Source organism: Paenibacillus silvae (genome assembly GCF_014639235.1).
Taxonomy (GTDB): domain Bacteria; phylum Bacillota; class Bacilli; order Paenibacillales; family Paenibacillaceae; genus Paenibacillus; species Paenibacillus silvae.
Window position 1 is genome coordinate 610,471 of record NZ_BMFU01000001.1, and the last position, 26,803, is coordinate 637,273.

General features: G+C 44.3%; 30 protein-coding genes and 1 tRNA gene. 9 read left to right on the plus strand and 22 right to left on the minus strand.

Features of this window, described 5'->3' with window-relative positions; translation table 11 throughout:
* Nucleotides 1-123 precede the first annotated feature (123 nt).
* Complete coding sequence (locus tag IEW26_RS02720; RefSeq protein WP_188591189.1) at nt 124-723, minus strand: YkzI domain-containing protein; 600 nt, start codon at nt 721-723, stop codon at nt 124-126.
* Between the two features lie 427 nt (nt 724-1,150).
* Entirely contained in the window at nt 1,151-2,452 is a 1,302-nt protein-coding gene (locus IEW26_RS02725; RefSeq protein WP_145404021.1) for an MFS transporter, read from the minus strand.
* Nucleotides 2,453-2,629: 177 nt separating this feature from the next.
* On the opposite strand from IEW26_RS02725, the gene IEW26_RS02730 reads away from it, so the two are divergent.
* On the plus strand, nt 2,630-4,105 hold the full coding sequence (locus IEW26_RS02730) for an aminotransferase class I/II-fold pyridoxal phosphate-dependent enzyme (protein WP_111272275.1): 1,476 nt from the start codon (nt 2,630-2,632) through the stop codon (nt 4,103-4,105).
* A gap of 59 nt (nt 4,106-4,164) precedes the next feature.
* Here IEW26_RS02730 and IEW26_RS02735 read toward each other — a convergent pair whose 3' ends face one another.
* The 9 genes from IEW26_RS02735 to IEW26_RS02775 all read right to left on the minus strand — a co-directional run bounded on the left by IEW26_RS02735 (nt 4,165) and on the right by IEW26_RS02775 (nt 12,431).
* Nucleotides 4,165-4,485, minus strand: coding sequence for a DUF1292 domain-containing protein (locus tag IEW26_RS02735; RefSeq protein ID WP_111272262.1), 321 nt, complete (start codon nt 4,483-4,485; stop codon nt 4,165-4,167).
* Between the two features lie 109 nt (nt 4,486-4,594).
* Entirely contained in the window at nt 4,595-5,149 is a 555-nt protein-coding gene (locus IEW26_RS02740; RefSeq protein ID WP_111272261.1) for a stalk domain-containing protein, read from the minus strand.
* Between the two features lie 485 nt (nt 5,150-5,634).
* On the minus strand, nt 5,635-5,823 hold the full coding sequence (locus IEW26_RS02745) for a hypothetical protein (RefSeq protein ID WP_111272260.1): 189 nt from the start codon (nt 5,821-5,823) through the stop codon (nt 5,635-5,637).
* A gap of 273 nt (nt 5,824-6,096) precedes the next feature.
* Nucleotides 6,097-6,516, minus strand: coding sequence for an organic hydroperoxide resistance protein (locus IEW26_RS02750; protein ID WP_111272259.1), 420 nt, complete (start codon nt 6,514-6,516; stop codon nt 6,097-6,099).
* 203 nt (nt 6,517-6,719) lie between these two features.
* A complete protein-coding gene (locus IEW26_RS02755; RefSeq protein WP_229729620.1) occupies nt 6,720-8,444 on the minus strand; it encodes a CotH kinase family protein in 1,725 nt (574 codons plus the stop codon).
* A gap of 154 nt (nt 8,445-8,598) precedes the next feature.
* Nucleotides 8,599-10,824, minus strand: a complete 2,226-nt coding sequence (locus IEW26_RS02760) for a M1 family metallopeptidase (protein WP_229729621.1) — start codon at nt 10,822-10,824, stop codon at nt 8,599-8,601.
* Nucleotides 10,825-11,009: 185 nt separating this feature from the next.
* A complete protein-coding gene (locus IEW26_RS02765) occupies nt 11,010-11,273 on the minus strand; it encodes a hypothetical protein (protein WP_188591190.1) in 264 nt (87 codons plus the stop codon).
* Nucleotides 11,274-11,587: 314 nt separating this feature from the next.
* The gene (locus IEW26_RS30535; protein ID WP_268237018.1) at nt 11,588-11,710 is read right to left on the minus strand and encodes a hypothetical protein; all 123 of its coding nucleotides are present in this window, start codon (nt 11,708-11,710) and stop codon (nt 11,588-11,590) included.
* 445 nt (nt 11,711-12,155) lie between these two features.
* Nucleotides 12,156-12,431, minus strand: coding sequence for a site-specific integrase (locus IEW26_RS02775; protein WP_188591192.1), 276 nt, complete (start codon nt 12,429-12,431; stop codon nt 12,156-12,158).
* Nucleotides 12,432-12,774: 343 nt separating this feature from the next.
* On the opposite strand from IEW26_RS02775, the gene IEW26_RS02780 reads away from it, so the two are divergent.
* Together IEW26_RS02780 and IEW26_RS02785 are read left to right on the plus strand one after the other, a co-directional pair.
* Nucleotides 12,775-13,446, plus strand: coding sequence for an SOS response-associated peptidase (locus tag IEW26_RS02780; protein WP_188591193.1), 672 nt, complete (start codon nt 12,775-12,777; stop codon nt 13,444-13,446).
* A gap of 145 nt (nt 13,447-13,591) precedes the next feature.
* Nucleotides 13,592-14,446, plus strand: a complete 855-nt coding sequence (locus IEW26_RS02785) for a hypothetical protein (RefSeq protein ID WP_188591194.1) — start codon at nt 13,592-13,594, stop codon at nt 14,444-14,446.
* A gap of 440 nt (nt 14,447-14,886) precedes the next feature.
* Here the strand turns inward: IEW26_RS02785 and IEW26_RS02790 are convergent, their stop codons facing one another.
* Nucleotides 14,887-15,501: a fibronectin type III domain-containing protein gene (locus IEW26_RS02790; RefSeq protein ID WP_188591195.1), complete on the minus strand. Its 615-nt coding sequence runs from the start codon at nt 15,499-15,501 to the stop codon at nt 14,887-14,889.
* Between the two features lie 685 nt (nt 15,502-16,186).
* Between IEW26_RS02790 and IEW26_RS30210 the strand changes: the two genes are divergently transcribed.
* Together IEW26_RS30210 and IEW26_RS30215 are read left to right on the plus strand one after the other, a co-directional pair.
* A complete protein-coding gene (locus IEW26_RS30210) occupies nt 16,187-16,768 on the plus strand; it encodes a tyrosine-type recombinase/integrase (RefSeq protein WP_229729622.1) in 582 nt (193 codons plus the stop codon).
* Nucleotides 16,769-16,880: 112 nt separating this feature from the next.
* Nucleotides 16,881-17,096, plus strand: coding sequence for a tyrosine-type recombinase/integrase (locus IEW26_RS30215; protein WP_229729687.1), 216 nt, complete (start codon nt 16,881-16,883; stop codon nt 17,094-17,096).
* Nucleotides 17,097-17,189: 93 nt separating this feature from the next.
* On the opposite strand, the gene IEW26_RS02800 is transcribed toward IEW26_RS30215, so the two are convergent.
* A tRNA-Val gene (locus tag IEW26_RS02800) sits at nt 17,190-17,261 on the minus strand.
* Between the two features lie 148 nt (nt 17,262-17,409).
* Here IEW26_RS02800 and IEW26_RS02805 point away from each other — a divergent pair.
* The 3 genes from IEW26_RS02805 (at nt 17,410) to IEW26_RS02815 (ending at nt 18,829) form a co-directional block, all read left to right on the plus strand.
* Nucleotides 17,410-17,694 (plus strand): hypothetical protein, encoded by a 285-nt coding sequence (locus tag IEW26_RS02805; protein ID WP_188591196.1) that lies wholly within the window; start codon nt 17,410-17,412, stop codon nt 17,692-17,694.
* Nucleotides 17,695-17,999: 305 nt separating this feature from the next.
* Entirely contained in the window at nt 18,000-18,443 is a 444-nt protein-coding gene (locus IEW26_RS02810) for a GNAT family N-acetyltransferase (protein ID WP_188591197.1), read from the plus strand.
* Nucleotides 18,444-18,592: 149 nt separating this feature from the next.
* A complete protein-coding gene (locus IEW26_RS02815; protein ID WP_111272271.1) occupies nt 18,593-18,829 on the plus strand; it encodes a DUF3892 domain-containing protein in 237 nt (78 codons plus the stop codon).
* Between the two features lie 122 nt (nt 18,830-18,951).
* On the opposite strand, the gene IEW26_RS02820 is transcribed toward IEW26_RS02815, so the two are convergent.
* The 3 genes from IEW26_RS02820 to IEW26_RS02830 form a co-directional block, all read right to left on the minus strand.
* On the minus strand, nt 18,952-19,233 hold the full coding sequence (locus IEW26_RS02820; RefSeq protein WP_145404024.1) for a helix-turn-helix domain-containing protein: 282 nt from the start codon (nt 19,231-19,233) through the stop codon (nt 18,952-18,954).
* Nucleotides 19,217-19,444, minus strand: a complete 228-nt coding sequence (locus tag IEW26_RS02825) for a hypothetical protein (RefSeq protein WP_188591198.1) — start codon at nt 19,442-19,444, stop codon at nt 19,217-19,219. The genes IEW26_RS02820 and IEW26_RS02825 overlap by 17 nt, the downstream gene beginning before the upstream one ends.
* A gap of 152 nt (nt 19,445-19,596) precedes the next feature.
* Entirely contained in the window at nt 19,597-19,926 is a 330-nt protein-coding gene (locus IEW26_RS02830) for a DUF3889 domain-containing protein (protein ID WP_188591199.1), read from the minus strand.
* 412 nt (nt 19,927-20,338) lie between these two features.
* Here IEW26_RS02830 and IEW26_RS02835 point away from each other — a divergent pair, with 412 nt between their 5' ends.
* On the plus strand, nt 20,339-21,241 hold the full coding sequence (locus IEW26_RS02835) for a manganese catalase family protein (protein WP_188591200.1): 903 nt from the start codon (nt 20,339-20,341) through the stop codon (nt 21,239-21,241).
* 173 nt (nt 21,242-21,414) lie between these two features.
* On the opposite strand, the gene IEW26_RS02840 is transcribed toward IEW26_RS02835, so the two are convergent.
* The 6 genes from IEW26_RS02840 to IEW26_RS02865 all read right to left on the minus strand — a co-directional run bounded on the left by IEW26_RS02840 (nt 21,415) and on the right by IEW26_RS02865 (nt 26,598).
* Nucleotides 21,415-21,708, minus strand: a complete 294-nt coding sequence (locus tag IEW26_RS02840) for a DUF6809 family protein (RefSeq protein ID WP_188591201.1) — start codon at nt 21,706-21,708, stop codon at nt 21,415-21,417.
* A gap of 138 nt (nt 21,709-21,846) precedes the next feature.
* Entirely contained in the window at nt 21,847-22,026 is a 180-nt protein-coding gene (locus IEW26_RS02845) for a ribbon-helix-helix protein, CopG family (protein WP_188591202.1), read from the minus strand.
* A gap of 137 nt (nt 22,027-22,163) precedes the next feature.
* A complete protein-coding gene (locus IEW26_RS02850; protein ID WP_229729623.1) occupies nt 22,164-22,487 on the minus strand; it encodes a hypothetical protein in 324 nt (107 codons plus the stop codon).
* A 252-nt stretch (nt 22,488-22,739) separates the two neighbouring features.
* Entirely contained in the window at nt 22,740-24,455 is a 1,716-nt protein-coding gene (locus IEW26_RS02855) for an ABC transporter ATP-binding protein (RefSeq protein WP_188591203.1), read from the minus strand.
* Between the two features lie 50 nt (nt 24,456-24,505).
* On the minus strand, nt 24,506-25,537 hold the full coding sequence (locus IEW26_RS02860) for a FecCD family ABC transporter permease (RefSeq protein ID WP_145404036.1): 1,032 nt from the start codon (nt 25,535-25,537) through the stop codon (nt 24,506-24,508).
* Complete coding sequence (locus IEW26_RS02865; protein WP_145404038.1) at nt 25,537-26,598, minus strand: FecCD family ABC transporter permease; 1,062 nt, start codon at nt 26,596-26,598, stop codon at nt 25,537-25,539. Before IEW26_RS02865 ends, IEW26_RS02860 begins: the two co-directional genes overlap by 1 nt.
* Nucleotides 26,599-26,803 lie beyond the last annotated feature (205 nt).

Here is a 26,803-nt window from a genome sequence, read left to right on the forward strand (position 1 = left end):
AAACACAAGATGCAGCTTTCATTAAAACATTCATTACAACATTAAAGGGCTGGCCCTTAGCCATGAACATGACCTTTGGGAACAGCCCTTTTCAACGTAAATCGATACTCAAACACCTCTGCCTCATCCTTCCAGCATCAACAGATGTCCGGACAATCGCCGCAGTGCCTCACGGCAGGCGTCAGCCTTCTCTGTATTACGGATCTCTATGGCATCGTGAAGTCGCTCCAGCTCATCATCGATTTCCATGCGCAGCAGCATCAGCCGCTCCTCGCCTTCGCGCGAGAGGAACATCTCTTCCATCTCTTCCGCCGTCGGCGCAGGTTCCTTTTGAAATATAACCTTTTGCTTGAAGCCTGACACTTCCACCAGACGGATCACTTCGCCAAATAAAATATTCTCCACCGTCATCTGCTGATCCTTGAAGCGCTTTACCACCGCATGCCCGCGTGTATCGCCAATCAGCTTCTCCAGCCACTCGGCAAGCCTCGCATCCTTGATCAGATAATCCCCTGTCATTTTGTAATTCCCGCTGCGCGTCTGTTGAAAACGGAGCTTTACCAGCTTGCGTCCGGTGCGGACTGACAGAATAAAGAAGGATTCGTCCTCGCTCCAATATAGTGAATACCCCTCACGGATGAGGTCTTTGATTAGATTTTGGATATGCCGACGGTTGAACCGCAGCTCCAGATTGCAATATTCAACTTCATAACTCTTGTTCACGGCACTCCCTCCATCTGTACCGGATCAACTCCGGCCTCATGTTTCAAGCGCTTTTGTTACATCGGCTTACCCTATTTTATACTTCATTTTATGTAAGGGTACTTGGTTATTTGACTATTTTTCACCGAAACCGAATCCGGACTGCAGCTTTCCGCAAATGCACAGGGGCAAGCTTCCCGATCGATACGCGGTACAACAGATGAAGCAGGCCCACTTTCGTTCGGACTGTGTTGACGCCTTATCACATGACTTGACCTTACATCATCAGATGTTGTAATTTATGCTCCGCTCTGCGAGACAAGACCCATTTGCACTAAATAACATGTTGCTGACATGAGAATCAACCAAAAAAGCCCCTCAGCCTGCCGGCCGATGGAGCTCCCTAGTGATGATATACGTACATGTCCGATAAACGATCATAATGAAACTATCCTGCCGGAGCGGTTCGAAACGGCTTGCGCGCTAATACAAAATGAACCACCGCCAGGCCCGCCATAACAAGAGCACTGGCTATAAACGGAGCCGGATGACTGATATGATCCCACAGCAGCCCGGATACAATAGGACCCACGACCATACCTGACCCCTGCAGCGTTAGAAAAAAGCCCCAGATCGCTCCGCGCTCACCTTCGGGAATCAATGTGGCAACAAACGCATTCCATGCGGGCAGAATCATGGCATAACTGACACCAATCAGCATAACGATGCCAAAAACAACGGGAATAGCTGTCACTGTTGAGAAAATAAACAGGCTGAATGCCGCCATCAAAAATCCGATGTTCAGGAACGGTTTTGTGCCGAACCTGTCTACCATTTTCCCCACAGGCAGCAGTGCAATCACTGTAATACCGCCTCCAGCAATGAGAAGCAGGCTGTACAGGTTAGGTGAGATGTTCAAATCCGTGCGTGTGTACAATGTGATGACCGGGCTGAGCAAGCCAATGACAAACGACTGCATAAACAGAGCCGGATATACGAGCGGATTCACGTTCAGCGTGCTCCGCACCCGATGCAAGGTTCGTCCTACGCTCTGCTGCAGCCGAATAAACGGCGTGAGCAGGTTCGGCTTGGCCGGGTACTTCGGTCTGGCTCCCTTTGCGGCCTCTCCAGCGCTTCCAGTATGCCCTCCCTCAATCACAACTCTGCCCGGAAGAATCATCGCCACCAGAATGACCAGAACAGCACAGCCCATCAAAATCAGAAAAATCATGCGATAATCATGATTAGTCCGTTCCAGCAGCCAGTTCATGCCCACAGGGCCGAGTCCTGTTCCTCCCAGGGCAGCCATCTCCAAAGCACCCATTGCAGTGCCATTTTTGTTCTGGGGGCCTGACATCGCGGTTACGCCCGTCATTGCACAAGGCCACAAGGGGGATGTTCCAATCCCCAGAATCAGACAAGCCATTGACAGGCCTAAGGCACTTTTGAGAAAAAGAATCATAATAACTGCTATTAAAGTACAGATCAGAGCCGTAACCATCGTTGCCCGAAAGCCAATACGCTCTGCTGCCCAGCCTGAGGGTGCTCTGAACAGATTATCTCCAAGATATTGCAGGGCAAAAGCCACACCAATGACACCGGCGGACAGGCCCAGAATGTTATCCATATACACAGGAAGAACAGCTACAAGCAGTGCCCCCTTGATGATCTCTACCAGGAAAAGCGTCAGCCACATCGCAATAAAAAAAGGCGATCTTAGTATTTTGGCCGGTTTGATGTCGGTTTGCATTCTTTTTCCCCTTTCACGGTTCATTTGCCTGTCCTCTACCCTTAGTGTAACCGAAGGCATGATGACCAAATCTCACCAGTTCAAAAATTTGTCGTTCATACCGCTTGCATTCGGTTCTTATTTTGCTATACTCATCTTTGTTTACCATTTTACTTAGGAAGGGTTGTGACAGCACTGATGAATCACCACCGTACGCCGCTGTTTACCGCTTTGAAAAATCATGCGGCACTCAATCCCGTACAGTTTCACATTCCGGGACATAAAAAAGGATTGGGAGCGGACTCCGAATTCCGTGAATTTATTGGCGATAACGCCTTCTCCATAGATTTGATCAACATCGCACCACTCGATGACCTGCATCAGCCTACAGCGGTTATTAAAGAGGCACAGATGCTTGCCGCAGATGCCTTTGGAGCCGATTATACCTACTTTAGTGTACAGGGTACAAGCAGTGCGATCATGACGATGATTTTATCCGTCTGCAGTCCGGGAGACAAAATTATCATACCGCGCAATGTGCACAAATCGGTTTTGTCTGCCATCATTTTCTCAGGAGCGAAGCCGGTGTTCGTCTCTCCTGCACAGGATGTCAACCTTGGCATCGATCATGGCGTAACGATTCAATCGATCCGTCGTGCGCTTGAACGCCACCCGGATGCCAAAGCTTTATTGGTCATCAATCCAACCTATTACGGTGTATGTACAGACCTCAAGGCGATCGTAGAGCTGGCTCACAGCTACCAGGTGCCTGTTCTGGTGGACGAGGCACACGGTGTGCTTATCCATTTCCATGAAGACCTGCCGCTGTCAGCAATGGCTGCCGGAGCCGATATGGCTGCCACAAGTGTGCATAAACTTGGCGGCTCCATGACCCAGAGCTCTGTCCTGAATCTGAACACCAAAAACGGGTTTGTCAATCCACAGCGTGTACAGACCATTCTAAGCCTGCTTACATCGACATCCACTTCATATGTATTGCTTGCTTCGCTGGATACCTCTAGACGCAACCTGGCCCTGCACGGACACGAGATTGCGCAGAAGGCCATTGACCTTGCGGAGTTTGCACGTCGTACGATTAATGACATAGATGGCTTGTACTGCTTCGGCAAAGAATTGCTGGGCACCGAAGCCACCTTTAATTATGATCCAACCAAAGTAACGATTCATGTGCGCCACCTCGGCATCACCGGTTATGAAACCGAAAACTGGCTGCGTGAGCATTACAACATTGAGGTTGAGCTTAGCGACATGTACAATATTCTGTGCCTCATTACACCAGGTGATACAGATGAAAGTGTAAATATCTTGCTGAATGCACTGCAGGATCTTTCTCGCACGTATTACCAGGTCAATCCGGCGCATGAGCTTGTCGTTAAAGTGCCAGACATCCCTCAGCTGATGCTGACACCGCGTGACGCCTTCTACGGGGATACCGAGGTCATCCCATTCAAGGAATCCGCTGGACGCATTATCTCGGAATTCATCTATGTATATCCGCCTGGCATTCCGATTCTGCTGCCCGGCGAAGTTATTACACAAGAGAACATCGACTATATCATTGATCATGTCGAGGTTGGACTGCCGGTCAAAGGACCGGAAGACCGTAGCGTAACCAATGTCAAGGTCATCGTTGAAGCTGACGCTATTTTCTAGATGGACAACAAAAGACTCCTTGAAATTCAAGGAGTCTTCGTGTTATTCCAAAAGATCGACTATTCTTGGGAAGAAGCCACAAGTTCGTTGTAAGCCGCTTCTACACGGTTCCACTCTGCTTCGTCTTCAATATTGTAGAGCACCATTTCCTCGTCTTCTTCTTCCATACGCAGGATGATGCCGTCAGCTTCAGGATTGTTACGTTCCAGCAAAAGAGCATAAACGTTATCTTGTACGTCAAATGTCTCTACCAAAACCATCTCCACGTCTTGACCGTTCTCGTCAGTCAGCGTGAGAAGGATCTCTTCGTGCTCATGATCGTGATCATGGTCGTGACCGCAACCGCAGTTATCTCCATGCTCGTGTTTGTGATCGCTCATTGTAATACCTCGCTTCATCAATAGAAAATGTGTAACCCTGCATATCGTAACATGTTCACAGAGCCAGGTCAATTTAAAGGGTCGCGATGACCAAGCGTTTGTTTAAGCTTTATTCATTCAGCGCTGTAATCACTTTTTCGGCCACCTGCACGTAGCTGCTGTTAGCATTTTCTTTAATGTGGAAACCAATCTGGTACTTGCCTGCGCGACTAAAATCATACGTAAAATCATACGTGCGGAACCAGAAATTATCCTTCTGTGTTGTCAGCTCCTGCGCTTGAATATCCTTCACCTGACCACTCGGGTCCGTTATCGTCACTTTTACAGCAGCGACATCTGTTGTCAGGCTGTCCACTTGTGAGAACACGTTAAACTTCAATTTGCCCACATTAACATTCCCAAATACAGTGTCTCCCTTAAAGAGAAAAATATGTACATTCGGCTTGATCACCGTGACTCGCTTGCTGCTGTTATCCCACCGAGCCAGACCTCCTGCCTCCCGAACAGGTACATATGTCGTTCCATTAATCAAATAGCCTCCGTCTGACGCTTCCTTGCCGTTAATGAGCACACGAATCTTCTCGTTCACAGAGTCAGCAAACAATAAAGACCCGCCCAGCAAGGAGAATACCATGACACATAGCAGTACTCTCTTCCATTTCATCCCGTCAATATTCCCTCCCCTGCTGCTAGCTATTTGTACATTTATACTGCGAACTCAACCACAAAGTTGCGCTGTTTTTCATCATTTTTCATTTTTTATCCAAAATATTTACCACCCATTGGGAAACGTAAAAAAAGGCTACCCTGCCGTCAGGATACCCCAATACTTTTCTTATTATATACGCGTAATTAGACGAAGTGTCATGATGACACATGGCGGGTGAGAATACAGGGAACCCCTTTACCAACCGCTCCGCCTTCTCTCATTCGTGCAGCATATTCCATTCCTCGCGAACATGGTGTCTTGCAGCGCTCACATACATCGGACGTGACCAGCTTCATGGATATACGCAACTTGTCACTTTTTAATGCGGGAGCTTTCTTTCCCTTTGCCTTTGCCATCACGGATTCCCCATTTCCCATAATGCTGACTGAATAATGCATCATATGGGGAAACGCCTAATTGTGTGCCTTTAATTTATATCTTTAGAACACGTATTTGAATAACAGGAAAATGCCTAACAGAATTCCTGCCAGAATTAGCCAATTGCTGATTTCCCACCATATCCCTTTCCCTCCACCAGATATGAGCTGCTGTGATTTCTCTTCATGACGCTGCTGATGAGTGTACACTTCCGATGAGTCCGGCGGCTTGTTGAAGTCTCTGAAATCCATATGACATCCCCCTTTTTTAAGCAATCACTGTTATCGTTAACGGGTTTACACATCTCAGGATTATTTACGTCACTTTGGATGTAAAAGTTTCAACATTTTAACATTTTTATTTGGTTCATTTACATTTGAGATGTTCTCAGCTTCCAGAATAATAATTTGTTTTTAAAACAACAGCAGCGGCAAATAAAACAAAACCTCCGATCACTCGGAGGTCTGTTTCATTGAATTATTTATATTTACCTTTATAAAAGAGGGGACCTTACATCGAAATATTTATGCACGTTCTACTTTAACGTTAACATTTCCTTTGATCGCTTTGGAGTATGGGCAGTAATCATGAGCAAGCTTCACAAATTTCTCTGCAGTTTCTTCGTCCAGGCCGAGAATTTTCACTTCAAGCTCAACATCCAGCTTCACACCACCGTCTGCCGGGTCTGCTACCAATGCTACAGTTGCAGATACCGTACTGCGTTCAATGGTTACGTTATGTTTCTTCAATTGAAACTCCAATGCGGAGTTAAAGCATGCGCTGTATCCTGCCGCAAACAGCTGCTCCGGATTCGTAGCCGTAGTTACTTGTCCACCAAGCTCAGGAGGTGTAGCAACGTCCATCATAAATACGTTATCCGGCGATTGCACGATCCCTTGACGTCCACCTGTGTTAATGACTGTTGTTTCATATAGAGTTTTCATATTCAATCTCTCCTCTTTCAATTTTATATTTGTTATATTGGATAGTCATGATTCCGTTAACTTGTTTACAAATTGATTGTACACAATTAAATTTGGTTTGTAAATACTTTTTTAAATTATAAAAAAAGAGACGCCTTTGAAAGGCGACTCCAGGTATCCTCTAATGAACAAGCTTTAACATTACATAGCAGCAATAGCTGAACCTATTTTGTTGTATCCGATTGCTCCGCTTTTTTAGTTTCCTGGTTGCTTGAGTTGCGCTCGAGGCCTTGCCATGGGCCCCCACCATTCATCCCTTTTCCCTTATTAAGATCATCTCCCAGCTTCGTTAGGTCGATGGAAGAAGAATCGATAAGGGTATTCGGGCTCGATTTTTGTTCCTCCGTAGTAGCAGGAATCGTACCGTCAAGTTGTCCCTGAATACTTTCCGCACGCAGCGTGCCTAATTTGGTCAACTCGGCAACGGCCGCTTTATACTTGTCGTATGTGACAAAAGCCGTTGGATCATTTTTAACATAATCCGTAATCAGCTTGTCTAACGTCTGTACAGTTTGCTCGAACTTCCCGTCTGCGAAATAACCGTCTACAATTTCCTGCAAATATTCATGGTACTTCGCTTTGTACTCAGGTACCTCCAGCAGTTTACTTAATATAGGGCGTTCTTCCATCGTTACTCCGGACAGCGGTGTATCTATCGCAAGATTGACCACATCGGATGCGGAACCCGCCTGGAACCCACCAAAAGCCATATTGTAGTCCCATGGCAGCATACTAATCTTTCCGTTATTCTCATACAAATAATAGTTATGCCCCATATTGGAGGTGTAGCTATCCATGTTAACCACAACGTTATGAGCTGCAAAATATTTGAGCACAGCATCGATATCCACATATTTCTCAAGATCGGTGCCTGCATTCAGGTTTTTAAGCGCCTCTATTACACGTTTTTCATCTTCTTCGGTTGTTTTGGTCTTTGCATTATCAAAAATGCCAGAATAACTGGAAACTTTATCATCTGTATATACCAAGGATACGCCGTTCGTGCCGCCATTCATTCCACCGCCTCTGCCGAATCCGCGACCACCCTCTCCACGAGTGTTGGCTGTCTGGGAGTTGGCAGTGCCTGTTCCAGTTCCAGTTCCAGTTCCTGCATTTGTATCACTTGGTGGCTCCATACCTTCAGGAGGCTGACGGTCTCCCGCCCCTGCTGCATCCCCTTCTGCTGGCGGGTTGCCCATTCCCATTGGATTCCCCATTCCACCCGCTCCCATGTTGCCATCGTTGTTGGGTTTATAGATTTCGCCTTCACCATTCTTTGCACGGTCCAGATACCCGCTGTCTATATCCTCAACAGCAAGGTATAAGCCCCATGTCTTTCCGTTTACGTTGATATTGGCAAAAGCAAACAGCGGTGCGTCAACGCCAATATAACTCATGATGTCGTAGCTCAGATATTCTTTCATATAACTGGCGTCCGAAATCATATTATTTACAACCATTTTGTCGAGTCCATTCCACGTCTGACCTTTAACATATTCATCAAACTTGATTTTGAAACTATACCGATCCGTTGTATCGTCTCCTGCCACTTGTCTCAAACTCGAGTTTCCTTTGGCTCGAATACCCACATTTTCAATGGTTGTCCCGTTAATCGTTACATTGGCTTTGATATAATTCTCCTCTGTCGCTGTGTCCAGCATTTCTTGCCAGGCATCCTCATCCACATCAATGGAGAAGGACATCACCTCGTCTTTATTAAAATTTTGTGCATAAGACGCAGTTTGGGCATTACTCTCACTCGTTTGTTTTTCTGTATTTACAGCTGTTTGTGTTGTCGTCGTTGTCTCCGCTTCATTGCTGCAAGCTGATAACAACATCGAGGCAATCACCGTTCCTGCCATGACGTTTCTCCATTTGTTGTTCATCATCCTTTTTCCCACCTTACATCTCTTTTTTAATTCTGCTACAACGAATTTTAAGGGAGAAACCTTAAATGGAACTGAACAGACAAAAAGAGCCGCCTTTTAGAGTGACTCTTCATAAACATTTCTTTTTTTGCTTTGTTTTTTTTGGTAAAATGCACTACTCTACTTTTTTGCTGGTTTTCAGTTTACCATTGCCATCCAGCTCATAGAATTGATAAAGATCTTTAGAGAGCGTTAGAGATTCCAGAATCTTCTCCATAAAGGACGCTGATGCCTTGGCGCTGAGATGATCCCCGTTCCAATAGTAATGAAGCATGAGACGATTCTGATTATATGGATGTTTAATGACATATGCTCCCGAATGTCCAGATGCGTTCATGGCATCTTTCCAGGCCAAACCGATACCATTTGCCCGAACATTAATGTTTTTTTTCAAAGCTTGAACAATACCATTCGACTTCGCATTACCAACAAGAATAAGGTTACTGCTGCCAATCTCTCCTTTCAGCTTCTGCTTCAACTCTTTTCGATCCCGAACTACATCGTATTTCATGCCAAATACATCAAACATTTGAGTTAACTGGCTGGTCGCTTGTTCCTGTTGTTTCGCTGCTGCTTTGCTCACCTGATCTCCAAGTACAATGGTTAATGGCTCCCCTCGAAAGGACTTCTCCATTAAACGAATCATCACTTCGTAAGGCAGATTTGGAATGCTGTTCACTACGGCTTCATACTGCGGTTGATAGGCATCATGCATATAGGCTGCAAGTTCCTTTTCGGACATTTGATACTCCTGCTTAAGCTCAAAATTAGGCTGAATCAGCGCTTTTTCCATGTCCTGACGCTGTTCTTTACCAAGCACATCCTCAATGGTAGCAAGTAATCCATCAATTGTCGCGTTTTGGTAGACAAAGCGATGAAAATATTCCTTCATAAACGCATCAAATTTTTGTTCACCAACCGAGCGGTATAATTGATAAATGGCCTGACGGCCCTTTTGGTAAAATACATAATCAGCCATTTCTCCTACTTGTTCATTCGTTGAAGCAATAGGTAGATCGATAGGTGACGGATCAAGCTGAATTGATCTGAACCCTCCTACCTTATTTCCCTGCTTTTCCAAAAAATACACCGTTGAGAAATCTGCAAAACCTTCATCCAAAAAGGATTCCGTTTCTGAGTTATTCCCGATTAAAGCATGGAACCACTGGTGTGCTATCTCATGAACAAATGTGGTATCGTTTTCAGGTGACAACTCCGCAGCACGCTCCGGCATTTGGATTAGTCTTGAATATTCCACGCCAAAGCCATCCACATAAGTTTCAATGACACGAAATTCGGGATACGGATATTCACCATATTTCTCACTGTAAAACGCGATGACTTTAAATGCATAATCAATGTATTTGTCCACCGCAGCTTTTTTGGCAGGGTCATCACCTGAATAAAAATATTCCACGGTAAGACCATTACGCGTCTCACGTTCTACTTTTAAGTTGGGACCCGCGAAAAAAACAAATTCTCTCGTGTTCGCGGCGCGCGCCGTAACCACTTTCCGTCCGTGTTCAGTACTGTTCTGGGAAGTGATATCTCCCGGCATGACCACCTGATATGACTCAGGTACATTGAACTCAACATCGAAATCGGACGAAGTATAGTAATCACTCTCGAACGAAGTGCTATACGGTGTCTTATTCCATTGATGTGTATTCTCATCATACACAGACATCACCGGAAACCAGTGTGCTCCGTTGATCTGATCCTTGTAGTATGATAGTCGTTGCATGCCGTAAGGAATGTCGAGCCGATAATCCACCTGGAAGCTAATAGACTGACCCGGTTGCAAAGGCGTTTTCAATTGCACACGTAATGCCTGATTTTTGTGATCGAAAAGAAGCTTCTCCCCCTGCTGAGACACTTTCACAATATCTATCCCGCCCAAGAAATCTGACGCTTTCTTCTCCGGGTGTTCTTTGGCTATTTGCTCATTCTGGCTTGTATACATGATCGTTTGTGTTGCTTTGGATCGATTAGCATCTGCATAGGTATGCATGACCAGCTCTTGAAGTGTATCTTTGCTTGTATTTCGATACGTTACGATCTGGTTCCCCGTTATGGTCATGTCTTTTTCGTCCAGTCGTGCTTTGATCTGATACTGAATCGGGGATTGATCTTGAGACATGGCCTGTTGTGAACGCATGCGAGAAGCTTGTTGCATCTCGAACGCTTTTTGTGTTGTCTCGGCACTAGCAATCAAGCTGGACCAATTCGAAGGGGCAGCATAAGTGGTATGGACGAACGGAGATGCCCCTAATGTAAAGGCAATTGTGCTTAGCATCACCTTTTTAATGGTATTTGTTGGTTTGGTTTTTGAAACGTTCATGTTCTCTCTCCTTTTGCTATATGTTGTATACATACAACGATAAGAGATCAACCTTACGTTAAATTTAGGTTTGATTTAAGTTTTGTTTAAAAAAAGAGAAAAGCCTTGCTGCGCAAGGCTTTAGTATATGATCTGTATTGGGCACGAACTACTGACCCCTACCCTGTCCGAAATAGATCTTCCAATTATTCACTTTCACTAGATAAATGTCCTAAGAATCCTTTAAATCTATCCTTGATTTCTACTGAGATTTTCTCTTTGCTGACGTAAACAACATCAATCAGTGTACTTAACATCATTTTCTTTTTTTCCGTTGATGCTTCATCAAAAACATCTTCCCAAACCGGGATAAATTTTTTTAACATTTCCATCTCAGACAACTCAATTTTTGTAGAGGTTAATATTCTTTCTATTTCAATGATTTCATTGGTAGTTTGCGTAATTTCCAATTCTTTCTTTTCAATAAGATCAAGTACGCGATCCCTCCATATGAACCAGTTAAAACTCGTTCAATATTATCGACATTAACTAAGTTGGCTCCATCAAGAAACCTGAAGCTAGGGAATGATAATTCACATGCATTTAAAGTTGTGAGCACAGTAAAATTACCCGTTCTTGTATAAAAAAATGGGACATTGTAATTTTTAGATGGCTTCCACATTTCGATGCCCATAATATCATTTTCATAAAATGAAAAGCGAGGCCCATATGAGCCATCGCTTTGTACTTCAATACCTATGATTAACCGATCATTCATCAAGGATCACTTCTTCTTCAGTTCTTCTAGCAGTTTCATCGCTCCAACAATACTTTTTCGTTTCTTGGATGATTTTTTTGCCCCTTTAGTAAGGTCAGTACCAAGCATTCTCGCTATTTTCTGATTCAATTTAACCACCTCCTTCACGTTTTGTCCATACTGGAAGAATAAGAATGGCTTGGATAAAGAATGCCAATGTAATTTCTGATGATTTAATCAAGAAATTTCCAAAAACTAGTGAAACTGATATCCATTTCAACCACTTATCCCATTGGGTTGGATTAACATACTCAAACTCATTCGGAGCATCAATCAACATTATTATCAGGCTTACAGTATCTCACAACAGTATAATATTCCCTGCATGTTTAATTTTTGCTTCATTCCGTCCCAAAATCTTTCGAGAACTTCAGAATTAGGAGAATATACTTTTCCCTCTATATCTCCCTGAAGATGTATGTGACTGTTAAAGCGATCCAATACAATAGGCACTGAAACTCTATATCTCTGCCATATTTCGTGCCCATACCGTGATCGAATAAAATCTAAAAAAGGATGATAGGCTTGACTGCTGCTATTTACGTCTAGTGGAATAAGCTAATCCCTTTCCCACAAGCCTTTCATAGAACTTATTTACATCTAAAACTGTTATTTCCCATATAAAATGTTCGCTTTCTTTTAGAAAGTCTAATACTTTAGTTAAATTCAATGCAATTGTAGCATCAGTGTAGCCAACAATTTTTTGCTGTCGTTCCCAAGAAGCCAGTAGTTTTTCTTGAAAGTCAATGAAGTCTTCGTATGTACTAATGCTAGGCTCTAAATTATTTATAAGGGTTAGTTTACTCTTCATATTATGATATCAATTCCTTAGATGATATTTAAAATATTTAGACAGCATCTAATTATCATATTTATTTTCGGAGATAAACATCATATATTCACGGTGACTTGCTTCTGTTCCTGATCTATCTGGCAAACTACGTCCAGCAGGAATAATTGAGCACGGGCCGAATCAAAAACATAAACAGGCCTTCCGTGGCGTTTGCCAGCAGCTCGTAACTGGAGAAGACAAGAAACATGTTTACCTTCAGCCCCGGATTCAAGCGCGGGTCAAGATACGGAGTTGGACTAAATCTGGTTTACTACGTACACCTGTGTTTGAACAATTTATCGTTTGATTATAGATTTACAGGATGTGTGGTAGACTTACAATCACTGATCCTTTGGAAGCGATCATGGAACGGTATTTGGCATCAATAGCAGAAGGGTTCGAATATAAGCCGAATTACAACGCAGCACCTATGCAATACATTCCTACAATCATAGCGGGAAAGGACGGGAATAAGTTAGGTGCTCTCAGATGGGGTCTCGTCCCTTCCTGGGAAAAATATGATAAGATCGGGAATAAGATGATTAATGCTCGGGCTGAGACACTTGCTGAGAAGCCAGCCTTCAAACGCCTGATCAGTTCCAAACGTTGTATCATACCGACAAATGGATTTTACGAGTGGAAGAAAGAAGGATCAGGAAAGCGGCCTATGCTCATCTTGTTGAAGGATGACAGTTTATTCTCGCTTGCTGGCCTGTACGATACCTGGATAGGTCCGGACGGAAACAAACTGAGTACTTGTACAATCATTACTACTGAACCGAATAGTCTCATGGAAGACATTCATAATCATATGCCGGTGATCCTGAATTCCGATGATGAGGCAGAATGGCTTGCGAGAAATAATGAAGATGTTCAATCGTTGCTCAGTCTGCTCAAGCCATATCAAGCTTCGGAGATGAGAGCGTATGAGGTGCCAAAGGAAGTCGGTAACGTGAGGAATAATAACGAAGGATTACTAAAAGAAATAGGATAGAAATTTTCAGCTTTATCGACTTAGAAAGGTCGGTAAAGCTTTTTTATTACACCTAACACTTACTTGAATATATAGGTTTAATTGTTTAGACATGTAACTGATAATTATTTATTCTTATGTAATAAAAAATTATAAGGAGATCACGATGAAAAAATTAAAAATGATTATTACTACTTTATTTACCTTGGTTCTTCTATTAAGCTTCTCGACAAGTACATATGCGGCAACTGTAGATAGTGTACTTAAAGCACCGGAAGAGGGTTGGACGCGTTTCGATGATAGAGCACCTGAACTAGTGTACTCTAAGGATGATTGGGTTTTGTTAAAAAATAGCGAAACAACTGGTGATTATGAGAAAACTATTCTCGGTGCTAAACATAAGAAAAAAAGTGAAATTAAATTTAAATTTGAAGGTTCAAAAATTAGATTGATAATAGCTAAATCTGTAACCTATTCAAAAAATGTTGCTGTCAGCATTGATGGTAACGTTGAATACTTTTCTGCATGGAGTGAAAATTGGATACATCAAATAGTGGCATATGAAAAATTAGACCTTGACTATGGTGTTCATGAAGTAATTATATGGACAGAGACTCCTTCTTCTAATGTTGTGACATATGATTATAGATTTGATGCAATTGATATTGATGGGTCTTTGTTGGACTTCAATTATGTAGAACCTGAAACCCCAACCGATCCAGAACCAACACCTGAACCAGAACAACCTTCTAATCCAGATCCACAGCCTGAGCAACCACCTGTAGACCGAGCAATACTCGTAGTTACCATGACAACTGGTTTAGAGAAAGAATACGATCTTCCAATGAGTGATGTAAATGCATTCCTCAACTGGTACGATGCTCGTGATACAGGAACTGGCCCATCCAAGTTCACCATCAACAAATATAACAATAATAAAGGGCCATTCAGCAAGCGTACAGATTATGTGATATTCGATAAGATACTAACATTTGAAGTAAATGAGTATTCAACTAATTAAAGTGAAAGAGCAGTGAGATTATCCCTCCTGCTCTATTTTTTGAACTTGAATTCAAACGTATTACGAAAGTATCTCCTACCCATGATCTTAATGGATAGCGGCTATACTCTTGTATTGCTCTACATAGTCAATCACCAAAAGAAGGAAGACCCTGCAATATGTCCAAAATTCTTTAGTGTGTTACTTAATGATTTAAGGTATCACCTGCTATATTATTGCTTGAAGCCCAAGATAATATGAAATTTGTACAAGAGCAATTGGGCACGCCAGCATTCAAATTACATCTGACATATATGTCCACATTTCTTCAAAAATCCAAGCAAACAATATGAACAAGCTTTGAATTATTCACTAAAGATTTAATTTTCCATTATATGCTAATGTATGTTCTGTGTACAACAAAAAAGCTCCACCAGCCTAGGTTGATGGAGCATTCCTCATTAGTACTCACTTACTTCAAACGTCAGGATCCGATCAAACAGGATGTAATCCTTGCGGCTCTTGAACGGTCCTTTGTTATTGTCGTGCTTATCAATAGCGTATGATGCCTTACCACTTCCTGTTTGTTTTGTTTCATACCAATCGATGAAACTATTTACTTCTTGCATACTAAGATCAAATTCCTTTTCAAGACCTATTGTCATTGTGACTATAAGGATTGCTCTCCCAGTCTCTGGAATTGGTATTATAGCAGAGGCAACATTTGAAGGTGCACTTACACCATCAGCATTTTTCGCCGTTACAACGTAATAATATGTAATTCCTTGCTCTACGTTTACATCTGAATATGTAGTTCCAGTAACGTTAGTTGCAATTGTTTGATATGGCCCATTGGGTGAGAGAGCTCTTTTGACGTTATATCCTGTCGCCTCTGAGACTTCTGTCCAAATTAAATTAACGTTTGTAGACTCAGCCTTTGCTGAAAGGGTAGGTTCACTTGAATTACTAATTAAATATCCATCTTTGTCTATGTCAATCGCATCAACATCTAATCTCCAATCTCCATTAGTTCCACTGAGCAGTCTAACTTCATGAACACCTAATGCCAGATTCAACTTTTCATAAGTAATTTTCTGTCTAAGGGCTTTATGCGGGATATCGTCACTTTTATATTTCGCTCACGCATGCTTTTACGCTTTATTCATGAATATTAGGGAAAAAATTCGTGGTTTGAGTTCCAAACTTGTACCGTGTAATGTATGCGGACATGAAGTATCAAAAACAGCCATTATTTGTCCCAGTTGTGGAGAAAGCTTTGGAAGAGACAACACATCCTCAATCGCTGAATCAATGTTTGCTATGTTTGTACTGGGCGTGTTTACTAGTGCTTTGGCTGTGTATCTTATTATAGTTATGTTTGAACCTGCACAAGAATTATACCTTTTATTCACTAGTAAATAGAAATTGGGGAGCCTGAAAAGGCTCCTATTTTTCTACCCTAAACTCGAATGTGTTCCTAAAAAATCTTTTCCCCGCCAATTTGACGGATACCACCGTATAAGCCTCCACCGATCCTCCGTAATCAATTAAGTGCTCCTGCTGCTCCAATGGCATGCCAAAAGTACTCTCACCTGGCGCAATGCTACCATGTCTTTTGTAACTCTCGATATGTATTCATTATCCACCAATTTTATTGTGTTTTATTGCACCAACCTTGAATGCCGCATCTATCAGGAGAATTCGTAACAAGAAAAGATCTTCTTTTTTTTCGGGCTCCTTTTTTTTGGGAGCCTCTCGATCTTGAGAATAATCTTCATGGATCTTGTTATATCTAGTTTTAAAGTTCTCATACTCATATTCTTTACAATCTTCATTAATAACCCAAAGAACCTTTCCATAACAACCTTAAATGTTTATGATAACATCATCGAATCTAGATTGATTCCCGCCTTTGGCAATGATCGAATTAACCAGATCTCAACATTAAAGATAATTTCATTTTTCCATGAAATGGAGAAGCCTGGAATGAGAAAACCTCCTAATAGTAAGAGACCCCTCAGCGAAAAACAAAAAGCTAAACTACTCGAACCGCTCGATGCCAGTACTTTAGCCATCTTCTATCGAGTGCTCAAAAACATATTTTCGCTTGCAGTGGAATGGAAAATGATTAAGGAAAACCCCATGGAAGGTGTTAAAAAACCAGTTGCTAAAAATACAAAAGAAAAATTAATTAAACAAAGAGACAACCCTCAGTACTATGACGAATTGGAAGCTCAAAAGGTAGTCGATGCCTTATATAAAGAAACTAGAAAATGGAGGTTGCTAGTCTTGGGGTCGATGATGGGAGGATTCCGAAGAGGAGAATTAATTGGATTAGAGTAGAAAACAACATTCCATTCACAGTGAAAGGTGAGCCTGTCGAAAAAGAACCGAAATTTAAGGCTTCATATAGAGATCGTGGAAAAGATTTTGCAAAAGACATGGGATTCGGTATATTAAGTTTCATGGATTAAGACACAGTTCTGGCACCTTACTACTTGAAGATGAAGAAGAAGCTAATTTCGACTCGATCCTAATCGTGATACAAAGAAGATTAGGACATGCTAGACTCTCCACAACTTCCGACACTTATGTCCATGTAACTAAAAAAGTAAAGACTAGAATAGCTGGAAAACTAAATAAGTTCAATCCTTCAGAATCACGAAAATGATAAAAATCAGTTCGTCCCCAATCGGGTATTTTCCGCTCAATTACATGTGTCTAAAAAAAAGAAAAAACCCTGCTACACAAGGTTTTCGTGCTATAGGACGAGTGGGGATCGAACCCACGACCCTTACCCTGTCAAGATAATGCTCTCCCGCTGAGCTATCGCCCTTCATTAGTTCAACTATGATATCGAATTAAGTAACAGTATCATACCAAGTAAACGCGTTCATTGTCAATCATTAATTTGGTTTTAAATCATCCATATTGGAGAACAATAATGGAAAGATTACGATATTCCGCATGAGGAGAATGTATAAATGATGATCAAACAAAGTGCTAACAAATCGCTTGATAGAAGTCATAACAATAAACACCATAATAAATGCTGGAAGCTCACTGCTGCTAATATAGCAGTTTTAATCGTTCTCTCCTTTGCCTTAACTGGTTGCGGGCTGGAACGGGACGAGCATACGGTACAATTTCAGCAAATGCAACAACCGAACCAACAAAATGAATCGTTGCCCGTCTGGATGGACGTTTACTCCAAATCTGTGAATCAAGAGGTCTATTCACCTCAGGGTAAAAGTGAATTTTTGCCTTGAATAACAGAATAAATTCGATATGAGCCCTATACCAGAGCGCCGTTTTTTTGGTATCTTACGGGTCAAAAATAAATTCTCACTCTTCTTCGTCCCATTTGCGTGAGTATGCCTTCTTGGTCACATAGTATAACAAAGCGATCATTCCCGCTGACATCAGCAATGTAATTGTCATAATAGCCGCCATTCCCATGATTCATCCTCCCCCAAAGTCCCAATATGTACCAGACTTAACTATACAGGAAAAGCATTTTTTTGTATAATGCAGTCTGAACTTGTGCGCATGGAGCAGAAAGAAGGAATTGAATTTGGCAGCGGAGATTAGTTATGTAACGACAGAAGAAGAACTGAAGCAGGCACTTGGAATTCGCCGTCAGGTTTTTGTGATTGAGCAGCAAGTGCCCGAAGAACTTGAAATCGATCAATACGATTTGATCAGTCCTGATGTGCATCATGTACTGCTGTACAAAGACGGACAGGCTGTTGCCACAGGTCGTCTGATCTATTACAGCAAGGATACCGCCAAAATGCAGCGCATTGCTGTACTGGAATCTTACCGTTCATTCGGGTACGGGCGTGTGCTTCTGTTAGCGATGGAGGAGCTTGCCCGTGAGCTTGGATTAACCTATTCGCTGCTGGATGCCCAGTGTCAGGCACAAAAATTTTACGATAAACTCGGGTATGAAGTGATCTCGGAGGAGCCTTTTTATGATGCCGATATTCTGCACGTTCGTATGAGAAAAAGTCTGTAGTCTCGCAGCAAAACTTAACATCACTGGCACTACATAGAGATAGCACAGCTATACTCGAAATGTTGCAGTACATGCATATTTCTCACCAGTTCGGACAGGATAACAGAGTAACCTATTCCCATTTGGTCATAGAAGGAGAGTGTGACATGATGGATCAGACAACACGCGAGACGTTCACAGCAGTGCAGAAAAATGGTGACGGTGACTTAACCGCCTTCCAAACCTCAACAGGCCGTGTCCTGGACTATCAGCAAGCGCTGAACGAGGTGAAGGCCGGAGCTATTGCTGGTGTCAATGTGTTCAAAGGCAAAGACGGAGAGATGTACATTCGCGGCGATGCCGACGGTGATCCGACGAACAATCTGGACCAGCTTCCGACTTTCTAACAGATACGATGCATTCCACATACAGCGCCAATCCTTACGGATTGGCGTTTTTGCTGTGTCATTGATGCCCGTTGTGTCTTGGCCGCATCTTATGCCATCTATCTCTCCGCTCCAATCGCCAATTAATATTCGGTAAAATATTTCACCGCACTGCCGGCTGGCTGGGCTTTACGCACAGGCCCTGGCTCCTGCTCCCATGCCTGCAAAATCTGGATGTTCTCCAGTGAGGACGGGTTCCCCCATGCGATGTAACCTTTCCGTTCAAGCTCCAGCAGCGACTCCCGAATCTGGACGCGGCTGCGGCCTGTCTTGTTCTCCAGTTCATCCATTCGTGGAATTCGCCGCTGCTGTCCTGCATAGTTAACGATGATTCGTAAAATTTTCCGTTCAAAATCGTTCAGCATGCTTCAACTCTCCTCTCCGATTCTGTTCGGTTACAGGACGCCATGCCAGAATGTTTTGCTCCAGAAAGGTCCGGGGTGCACCCTCTTTGCCATCCGCTGCACGAATTCTCCCGCCGCGCATACTGTTAATTCGAATCTGCCGCTGTGTAATCTGTCCCGCACGATCCATATACACAAGCTCCACCATCTGGCCAACATATTTTCCTAGCATAATCATCCCTCCAACAAGAACATTCGTTTGTATTCATTATTATATGCGAACATAAGTTCTTTATTCAATAACAAAAAAAGGAATTTAACAAAATAAAAAACCAGACTTGCTCTGTTAGAAACAGGCATCTGGTTCTTCATTTCTCCAAGCGATTAGCGGCGATCAGATTCGGAAAATTGTACTTTTTTCAACTGCTGCGTATTCGGATTAAAATCCACATGCACATATACAGCAAATTGCTTGCCGTCCTTGGCACGAACCCACAGCTTGAACTGCTCTCTGGACTCACTGGCGCTAAGGGACGAACGGCCAATGTGTTTGTAATCCAAAATGTCTACATTGTACTTGGTTTGAGTCTCCTTCACCGCAATAATTCCCCACTTCGCATAATCGGGGAGTGTGTCCCCGGTTGCGGAAACGGTTGTTGTGATGCCTGCCAAGCCAAGCATAAGTGTTAATATCGTGATTGCCAGCACTCTCATGGGTTTCACTCCCTGGGAACAATGTGTTGCTGATATCGTGCCCTTTTGCATTGCATTTTACACCCACATTCGAAATATCCAGACTGCCGGCCACAGCCAAAATGGAACAAGCTGCATCAGCTTATCCAGCGGCTCCATTGCCAAACAATCGCGCTTCCGGATACTAAATAACTTGTCTGATTGTACATAAATATTGCGAATATGGAAATACCAAACTATAGAGTGGTTAAGCCTGCTGCCGATCCGAAAAGAACTCTGAATGCAAGTTAATCACACATTGCTTTAGACCCATTTCACTACTTATCTGTTTAATAAAACCATTAACCGTGTAATGGACTTTGACTGACTGATCAAGCTGAACCAACGTGCACCCGAGTCTTCTTCACCCCATATTCGAGGAGGTTATATCTGCATGTTCAAACGTCTGGATGAAATTCTGATTGAGATTCCCAACGTCGAAAAGCCTGATCCCAACGCAGCTGCGGCTGTACAGGAATTGCTTGGTGGTAAATTCGGAGAGATGTCCACCCTGAACAACTACCTCTATCAGTCCTTTAATTTTCGCTCCAAGGAAAAATTGAAACCCTTCTACGATCTCGTGATGAGCATCACGGCCGAAGAGTTAGGACATGTTGAACTGGTATCCCACGGCATTAACCATTGTCTCAGAGGGTCTACCGAATATAAAGAGCCTGATCAGACGCCGCTAGGCTCCGTGAAGGATGCTCGGCTGTCGTATCATTTCCTGGCAGGTGCACAAGGTGCGATACCTTTTGATTCCATGGGCAATCCATGGACAGGTGCCAACGTCTTCAACAGTGGCAATCTGGTGGAGGATCTGCTGCATAATTTCTTCCTCGAATGTGGAGCCCGCACACACAAGATGAAAGTTTACGAAATGACCGATCATCCCGCCGCTCGCGAAGTTGTCGGTTTCCTGCTCGTACGCGGGGGTGTGCACGTGGTGGCGTATGCCAAAGCGATAGAAATTGCAACAGGTGTCAATGTGACCAAGCTGATTCCCATCCCTTCACTCGACAACAAAGCCTTCAACGAGGCGCGTAAGTACGAAGAAAAAGGCGTCCACACCAAGCTGTACACTTACAGTGACAAAGACTTCAATGCCATCGGCCAGATCTGGAAGGGAACACATCCCGAAGACGGACAACCTCTAGAGGTTATTCAGGGCATCCCTCAAGGCTTTCCCATTCCCGAAGCTCCAGCGGTGGAGGAGGAATTTGCCCCAGGCATCTCACATGAGGATTTCAAAGAGATTGCACGTCGTCTGAAAATGGCGGGAAATATTACGGATTAAAGAGCAGGTTAAAGCCCTCGCCCCAACTGCTTCAATGCAGAAAAGGTCTGAGGGCTTTGTTATAATAAATTTATGTTCAATTTTATGATGTAAAATAAGTATGTTTTGCGCATGTGATTTACCCAAGAAGTTTGCTGTAAAAGTAAACCTGATCTCTGCTCATGTCGTTAAGCTTAGTTAAACTCTGACACCGATTCCTCACGCTGACTCATGACTTCAATAAGCATGTTGGCACCCAGACGAAAACCTTGTACAAACGCAGCTTCCGTATGCATGCCCTCACATCTCCCCCACAAGTCAAATAACTGTTCAAGCTCAAGAAATTCATTCTCGCTCAAACGATTCTTCCATTGCTCAGTCAGAGCTGCAATCTGCCGCCCTAACACTTGGTATTCAGGATGTGTCGGCATCATCATCTCATCCGGGCGAAGTCGTCCGTTATATAATGCTTCTAATATCGAATTCATATATCCTCCTGTATATCTATTCGCACTCGACTTGAATGAGCGTTCTGCACATGGTAGGATATTTATGCAGTCGCTCGTTCGTAGTGATTGCGGGATAGGAAGCAGCGTTGTTCTTTGTGGGACGAGCGCTGCTTCTTTTTATTTTTGGAGCTCCTCGTAAATCTTCTCAATCCCTTTGCGAACGATTGCAGATCGGTTCGTATTCAGCTTCTCAGCCGCAGCATCCAGCTTACTAAGAATTTCCTCATCGACACGGATCTCAATCGTCTTGCTCTTGGGATTATCAGATTTAGGACGCCCCATCTTTTTGGAGGACATCGCTCCACCTCCTTTTTGTCCTGACAATAATATATTATTGTCAGGACAAAAAGTCAATGTAAATGTAAAACGCTAACAAAGAATCTGCTTTCATGACATACAAAAAAGACGATCCAGCAACACTCGCCGGAAGCCCTCTACTTCTCTCTGCTCCTCTGCCACAAGTACCTTCCCCATACGCCAACAACTCCGCACAGCAAAAGCACACAGTACGCCCAGGCAAACAGCATGGCAAGCCCTAACCCGATGTTGGCGTCCAGACGCTCATCAGTCATGTACGTATACAATGCAAATATAAGCGGCACAGCGCCCACGATAAAAAGTCCTATAAACGAGCCAGCAAAGCTGCGAGAATCGGAGGACGTGTTATGTCCCTTCAATTTACGAATCCCTAAAAATAACAGCCACAAAATTAAAATAAAACCGAGACAGGTGAGTAAAATTTTAGTCATATCTGACATGTCATTTACCTCCTAACGCTCCACATTCTCCAGACGATATGCCTGAAAACTTTTCAATCATTCATGATCCTATCATACACTCCAGCCATAGCCTTGCCCACCATTACCCAATTCTGCCCAGCGTGATCTTGCCATCTTTACCTCCTTTATATACCAAAGCCCTTTTCTCCAAAATAAAAAGACCACCGCCCCGACTTCCTTCCAAGTCATGGACGATGGTTATATTTCCCCTACTATTTCAGCTCGCTTCGCCTACGCACCAAATTGCGCATAGTGCAGGCGACTATAAATGCCGCCAGAAGCGAGCAGTTCATCGTGACGTCCCTGCTCCGTGATACCTTGCTCGGCCACGACCACGATGCGGTCTGCGTTTTTGATCGTCGCCAGTCTGTGGGCAATGACAAGTGTAGTACGGCCTTCGGACAGCTCCGCGAGCGATTGCTGAATCGCCGCTTCCGTCTCGGTATCAAGTGCGGAGGTTGCTTCATCCAGAATCAGAATTGGCGGATTTTTCAGGAACATGCGTGCAATCGACAAACGCTGCTTCTGTCCTCCAGACAGCTTCACGCCGCGTTCCCCAATGAGCGTATCCAGTCCATCCGGCATCGACAGGATTAAAGATTCCATCTGAGCCCGACGAGCAGCCATCCAGATTTCTTCTTCCGAAGCATCCAGCTTGCCGTAGGCAATATTCTCCCGAATTGTACCATCGAAGAGGAATACATCCTGCTGCACGATCCCGATCTGACTGCGCAAGGAATCCAGTGTCATGTGCTGAATATCCTGGCCATCAATCGTGATGCGCCCTTCCAGCACATCATAGAATCGCGGCAGCAGGCTGCATAACGTTGTTTTCCCCGCACCGGACGGACCAACAAGAGCCACCGTTTCCCCGGCACGGATACTCAGATCAATCCCTTGAAGCACACGCTCCTGATCCGAATAACCGAAAGTCACCTGCTCATATTGAATATCTCCACGTAGATGGGATACCGCAACGGCGTTAGGACGGTCTTTGACGTCTGGCTCCATATCCAGCAGGTCCGTATAACGTTTGAACCCTGCAATGCCTTTTGGATATGTCTCAATGACCGAATTAATCTTCTGAATCGGTGTCAGGAATACGTTGGACAACATAATAAACGCGATAAACTCACCATAGGTCATACTGCCGTTAATGACAAACCACGTGCCGCATACGAGTACAAATAATGATACCAGCTTCATCAGCACGTAACTGATGGAAGAGTTCCACGCCATAATTTTGTACGCAATCAGCTTGGTTTGACGGAAACGGCCATTGTTTACAGCGAATTGTGCTTTTTCATGCTCTTCATTCGCAAAAGCCTGAACAACACGAATACCTGTAATATTGTTCTCTACACGAGCGTTGAAATCTGCAATGTCCCCAAACATTCGGCTGAAGGCCTTGGACATTTTGTTCCCAAAATACAAGGAGAGATAGATAATAAGCGGCACAATGATAAACGTCAGGATCGCCAGATTCCCGTTAATGCTCATCATAATGCTGAATGCACCCACGAGTGTCATGACCGCAATAAATACATCCTCCGGACCGTGATGGGCAATCTCTCCGATATCCATCAGATCATTGGTCATGCGGGATACCAGGTGCCCCGTCTTTGTGTTGTCAAAATAACGGAAGGACAGCTTCTGCACATGGTTAAACAGATTTTTACGCATATCCGTTTCGATATTGATGCCCAGCTTGTGTCCCCAATAGGTCACAACATAGTTCAGAAACGCATTGAGCAGGTAGATGCCGAGCAGCACTACACATGCCCATAAAATCCAGTCCCAGCGTCCGCCTGGCAGCAGGTCATCTACTACCCGGTTCACAGCTAGCGGAAAGGCCAGCTCCAGCAACGCGACCAAAATTGCACAGGTGAAATCGAGAATAAACAGTTTTTTGTATGGCCTGTAATAGGCAAAAAAACGACGAAGCATGAACCAAGTTCCCCCTTACGGCAATCCTCCGTCAAGATGATGATTACCTTTTATTTCGTCCTGCTTAATAGATACAGGAAGTATGGAGCTCCAAGAATAGCTACCAGTATTCCAGCCGGGATCTCCGAAGGTTGCAGAATGACACGTCCAAGCGTATCCGCAACGAGAACAAGCAATGATCCGACAAGAGCTGAAGCTGGCAGCAAAAACTGATGTTTCGGTCCTACAAGCCGGCGTGCCAGGTGAGGGCCAATCAGACCCACAAAGCCGATTCCGCCGCTGACCGATACAGATGATGCCGCAAGACCAACAGCAGCCGCAAGCAGAATCAGTCGTTCACGCTCTACGGAGGCACCGAGGCCGCTTGCTGTCTGATCTCCCAGATTTAAAACGTTAAGCACACGCGACTTGGTCAGTACAAACGGAACAAGCACAACAATAAATGGCAGCAGGGCCATAACAAATTTCCAATTGGAACCCCAGATGCTGCCCGCAAGCCAAGTGGCTACAAACTGATATTTTTCCGGGCTAAGCCGCAGTGTTAGAACAATCATGGCCGAGCTGATACCAGCTGCAATACCGATGCCCGTCAGCAGCATACGTGTAGGCATAATGCCTTCGCCTTTTTTGTAGGAAAGCACATAGATCAGAAATGCGGCAAAGCCTGAACCGATCAGGGCAAGAATCGGAAGCAGGAAGACCGGAGCAGCTGTCGTTGTCGGGAAAAAGGAAACAAACAGCATAACGGCGAGTCCCGCTCCTGCATTAATTCCAAGAATGCCCGGATCGGCGAGCGCATTGCGTGATACCCCCTGCATGATACAGCCGGACAGGGCAAGCCCGGCGCCAATCAGCACCGAGATGACGATACGCGGCAGACGGAACTCGAACAGAATCAGCTCCTGCTTCGCTGTACCGCCTCCAAACAGCGTACGCAGCACCTCAAGCGGCGAAAGCTTGGTAAACCCGGTATTCATACTGATAATAAAAGCCGTAATAATCAAAAGACCGAGCACAATGAGCACAAAAATGCTTTTGTTTCTCTTCTTGCGTTCTGCACCAACCATCGTTGAGGAACCCATTACAGCGTCCTCCTTTCTTTCCGCGCGAGATACAGGAAGAAGGGTACCCCGATCAGGGCAACCAGCGCACCAATCGGCGTCTCGTACGGCGGGTTAATCATACGTGCTGCCAGATCCGAGAATACGAGCAGCAGACTGCCCATGACCGCCGAACAAGGAATAATCCAGCGATAATCCACCCCGACGAGCTTTCGTGTGAGGTGGGGAATGATCAGACCCACAAAACCGACAGCACCTACTACCGATACAGCAGTACCTGCCAGAATAAGAACAACGATCAGACCCAGCAGCTTGATCAGACCCGTGCGTTGTCCCAATCCCACCGCAATATCCTCGCCCAGACTGAGCAGGGTAATGGAACGTGAGATGATCAGTCCAACGATAAGTGCCCCGAGCACCCATGGGAACATGACCTGAAGATGCGACCATTTCGTTCCGGCTACACCTCCGGCAGTCCAGAAGGCCAGATCTTGTCCAATTCGGAAGTAAAGTGCGATTCCCTCACTTAGCGCAGACAGCATGGCCGATACGGCAGCACCAGCCAGCACCAGACGAAGCGGCGTCAGGCCTGATCGGGAGGCTGCACCGAAGCCATATACAAGCAGCACGCCAAGCCCTGCGCCGAGGAATGAATACATAATGATGTACATATATGGCATGCCTGGGAAAAAGGCAAAGCAGATCGCCAGTGCAAAGCCAGCGCCAGCGTTCAGCCCGAGCAGCCCCGAATCTGCCAGCGGGTTACGAGTCATGCCCTGCATAATCGCCCCTGCGACAGCAAAACAAGCGCCGACCATCGCCCCGCCAAGCACACGCGGCAGCCGGATTTCCCATATGATCTGATGTGGAGTCAGATCGGGATTAAAATTGAACACAGCCTTCCACACCACACCAAGCTGTATATCTGCAGCGCCGAATGAAATGGACAAAGCCATCCCTAGAAGCAGCAGCAGAATGCCTCCTGTGAGAATGAGCGTAGCTGCCCACGGTCGTGTATGGATTTTGGCTGTTGGTGACTCCGTATTCGATTCGGAATGCACAGATGAAGGATTGGAGCTCATGCTTGTCCACCTGTGTTATGAATGAAGTCTGTTAACCGTATGTACATAACAATCACCTCTCTAATAATGCCGCTTCTTATTGATATTGATTCTCATTCCCATAGAACATTGTAAGTGAAACCTTCCACTCTGACAAGGGACAAAAAGGACATATTTCTTGCAGATATGAATATTTCCACATTTTTATGCACACAAAAAGGCCATA

Bases quoted from the DNA above. Each gene is read 5' to 3' on its own strand.
- IEW26_RS02725 (WP_145404021.1), bottom strand. From the start codon at position 2,452: ATGCAAACCGACATCAAACCGGCCAAAATACTAAGATCGCCTTTTTTT.
- IEW26_RS02730 (WP_111272275.1), top strand. From the start codon at position 2,630: ATGAATCACCACCGTACGCCGCTGTTTACCGCTTTGAAAAATCATGCG.
- IEW26_RS02735 (WP_111272262.1), bottom strand. From the start codon at position 4,485: ATGAGCGATCACAAACACGAGCATGGAGATAACTGCGGTTGCGGTCAC.
- IEW26_RS02740 (WP_111272261.1), bottom strand. From the start codon at position 5,149: ATGAAATGGAAGAGAGTACTGCTATGTGTCATGGTATTCTCCTTGCTG.
- IEW26_RS02745 (WP_111272260.1), bottom strand. From the start codon at position 5,823: ATGGATTTCAGAGACTTCAACAAGCCGCCGGACTCATCGGAAGTGTAC.
- IEW26_RS02750 (WP_111272259.1), bottom strand. From the start codon at position 6,516: ATGAAAACTCTATATGAAACAACAGTCATTAACACAGGTGGACGTCAA.
- IEW26_RS02755 (WP_229729620.1), bottom strand. From the start codon at position 8,444: ATGATGAACAACAAATGGAGAAACGTCATGGCAGGAACGGTGATTGCC.
- IEW26_RS02760 (WP_229729621.1), bottom strand. From the start codon at position 10,824: ATGAACGTTTCAAAAACCAAACCAACAAATACCATTAAAAAGGTGATG.
- IEW26_RS02775 (WP_188591192.1), bottom strand. From the start codon at position 12,431: ATGAAGAGTAAACTAACCCTTATAAATAATTTAGAGCCTAGCATTAGT.
- IEW26_RS02780 (WP_188591193.1), top strand. From the start codon at position 12,775: ATGTGTGGTAGACTTACAATCACTGATCCTTTGGAAGCGATCATGGAA.
- IEW26_RS02785 (WP_188591194.1), top strand. From the start codon at position 13,592: ATGAAAAAATTAAAAATGATTATTACTACTTTATTTACCTTGGTTCTT.
- IEW26_RS02805 (WP_188591196.1), top strand. From the start codon at position 17,410: ATGATGATCAAACAAAGTGCTAACAAATCGCTTGATAGAAGTCATAAC.
- IEW26_RS02815 (WP_111272271.1), top strand. From the start codon at position 18,593: ATGGATCAGACAACACGCGAGACGTTCACAGCAGTGCAGAAAAATGGT.
- IEW26_RS02820 (WP_145404024.1), bottom strand. From the start codon at position 19,233: ATGCTGAACGATTTTGAACGGAAAATTTTACGAATCATCGTTAACTAT.
- IEW26_RS02825 (WP_188591198.1), bottom strand. From the start codon at position 19,444: ATGCTAGGAAAATATGTTGGCCAGATGGTGGAGCTTGTGTATATGGAT.
- IEW26_RS02830 (WP_188591199.1), bottom strand. From the start codon at position 19,926: ATGAGAGTGCTGGCAATCACGATATTAACACTTATGCTTGGCTTGGCA.
- IEW26_RS02835 (WP_188591200.1), top strand. From the start codon at position 20,339: ATGTTCAAACGTCTGGATGAAATTCTGATTGAGATTCCCAACGTCGAA.
- IEW26_RS02840 (WP_188591201.1), bottom strand. From the start codon at position 21,708: ATGAATTCGATATTAGAAGCATTATATAACGGACGACTTCGCCCGGAT.
- IEW26_RS02845 (WP_188591202.1), bottom strand. From the start codon at position 22,026: ATGTCCTCCAAAAAGATGGGGCGTCCTAAATCTGATAATCCCAAGAGC.
- IEW26_RS02850 (WP_229729623.1), bottom strand. From the start codon at position 22,487: ATGTCAGATATGACTAAAATTTTACTCACCTGTCTCGGTTTTATTTTA.
- IEW26_RS02855 (WP_188591203.1), bottom strand. From the start codon at position 24,455: ATGCTTCGTCGTTTTTTTGCCTATTACAGGCCATACAAAAAACTGTTT.
- IEW26_RS02860 (WP_145404036.1), bottom strand. From the start codon at position 25,537: ATGGGTTCCTCAACGATGGTTGGTGCAGAACGCAAGAAGAGAAACAAA.
- IEW26_RS02865 (WP_145404038.1), bottom strand. From the start codon at position 26,598: ATGAGCTCCAATCCTTCATCTGTGCATTCCGAATCGAATACGGAGTCA.